Below are 1,726 nucleotides of genomic sequence, written 5' to 3'. Positions count from 1 at the left end.
TTAAATTGAAGAGTTTGATCATGGCTCAGATTGAACGCTGGCGGCAGGCCTAACACATGCAAGTCGAGCGGAAACGAGTTATCTGAACCTTCGGGGAACGATATCGGCGTCGAGCGGCGGACGGGTGAGTAATGCCTGGGAAATTGCCCTGATGTGGGGGATAACCATTGGAAACGATGGCTAATACCGCATAATAGCTTCGGCTCAAAGAGGGGGACCTTCGGGCCTCTCGCGTCAGGATATGCCCAGGTGGGATTAGCTAGTTGGTGAGGTAAGGGCTCACCAAGGCGACGATCCCTAGCTGGTCTGAGAGGATGATCAGCCACACTGGAACTGAGACACGGTCCAGACTCCTACGGGAGGCAGCAGTGGGGAATATTGCACAATGGGCGCAAGCCTGATGCAGCCATGCCGCGTGTGTGAAGAAGGCCTTCGGGTTGTAAAGCACTTTCAGTCGTGAGGAAGGTAATGTAGTTAATAGCTGCATTATTTGACGTTAGCGACAGAAGAAGCACCGGCTAACTCCGTGCCAGCAGCCGCGGTAATACGGAGGGTGCGAGCGTTAATCGGAATTACTGGGCGTAAAGCGCATGCAGGTGGTGTGTTAAGTCAGATGTGAAAGCCCGGGGCTCAACCTCGGAATTGCATTTGAAACTGGCAGACTAGAGTACTGTAGAGGGGGGTAGAATTTCAGGTGTAGCGGTGAAATGCGTAGAGATCTGAAGGAATACCGGTGGCGAAGGCGGCCCCCTGGACAGATACTGACACTCAGATGCGAAAGCGTGGGGAGCAAACAGGATTAGATACCCTGGTAGTCCACGCCGTAAACGATGTCTACTTGGAGGTTGTGGCCTTGAGCCGTGGCTTTCGGAGCTAACGCGTTAAGTAGACCGCCTGGGGAGTACGGTCGCAAGATTAAAACTCAAATGAATTGACGGGGGCCCGCACAAGCGGTGGAGCATGTGGTTTAATTCGATGCAACGCGAAGAACCTTACCTACTCTTGACATCCAGAGAACTTAGCAGAGATGCTTTGGTGCCTTCGGGAACTCTGAGACAGGTGCTGCATGGCTGTCGTCAGCTCGTGTTGTGAAATGTTGGGTTAAGTCCCGCAACGAGCGCAACCCTTATCCTTGTTTGCCAGCGAGTCATGTCGGGAACTCCAGGGAGACTGCCGGTGATAAACCGGAGGAAGGTGGGGACGACGTCAAGTCATCATGGCCCTTACGAGTAGGGCTACACACGTGCTACAATGGCGCATACAGAGGGCGGCCAACTTGCGAAAGTGAGCGAATCCCAAAAAGTGCGTCGTAGTCCGGATTGGAGTCTGCAACTCGACTCCATGAAGTCGGAATCGCTAGTAATCGTGGATCAGAATGCCACGGTGAATACGTTCCCGGGCCTTGTACACACCGCCCGTCACACCATGGGAGTGGGCTGCAAAAGAAGTGGGTAGTTTAACCTTCGGGAGGACGCTCACCACTTTGTGGTTCATGACTGGGGTGAAGTCGTAACAAGGTAGCGCTAGGGGAACCTGGCGCTGGATCACCTCCTTATACGATGATTACTCACGATGAGTGTCCACACAGATTGATGGTTTATACAGTTTAAGAGAAAGAACATCCCCCAAGATGTTCAACTTAGTGTCCCGTTCGTCTAGAGGCCTAGGACACCGCCCTTTCACGGCGGTAACAGGGGTTCGACTCCCCTACGGGATACCATTGGGT

Annotated in this window: 1 tRNA gene and 1 rRNA gene; both read left to right on the top strand. The window is 53.2% G+C overall.

Annotated elements, in window-relative coordinates:
- Positions 1 to 2: 2 nt before the first annotated feature.
- Positions 3 to 1,555, top strand: a 16S ribosomal RNA gene (locus CAG64_RS23565).
- Positions 1,556 to 1,644: 89 nt separating this feature from the next.
- Positions 1,645 to 1,720: transfer RNA gene (locus CAG64_RS23560), tRNA-Glu, on the top strand.
- Positions 1,721 to 1,726: the final 6 nt, after the last annotated feature.

This window comes from Vibrio sp. V38_P2S17PM301 (assembly GCF_009904845.1).
Lineage (GTDB): Bacteria > Pseudomonadota > Gammaproteobacteria > Enterobacterales > Vibrionaceae > Vibrio > Vibrio proteolyticus.
The sequence above is the reverse complement of the archived record's forward strand: the minus strand, read 5'-3'. Positions and strand labels throughout refer to the sequence as shown.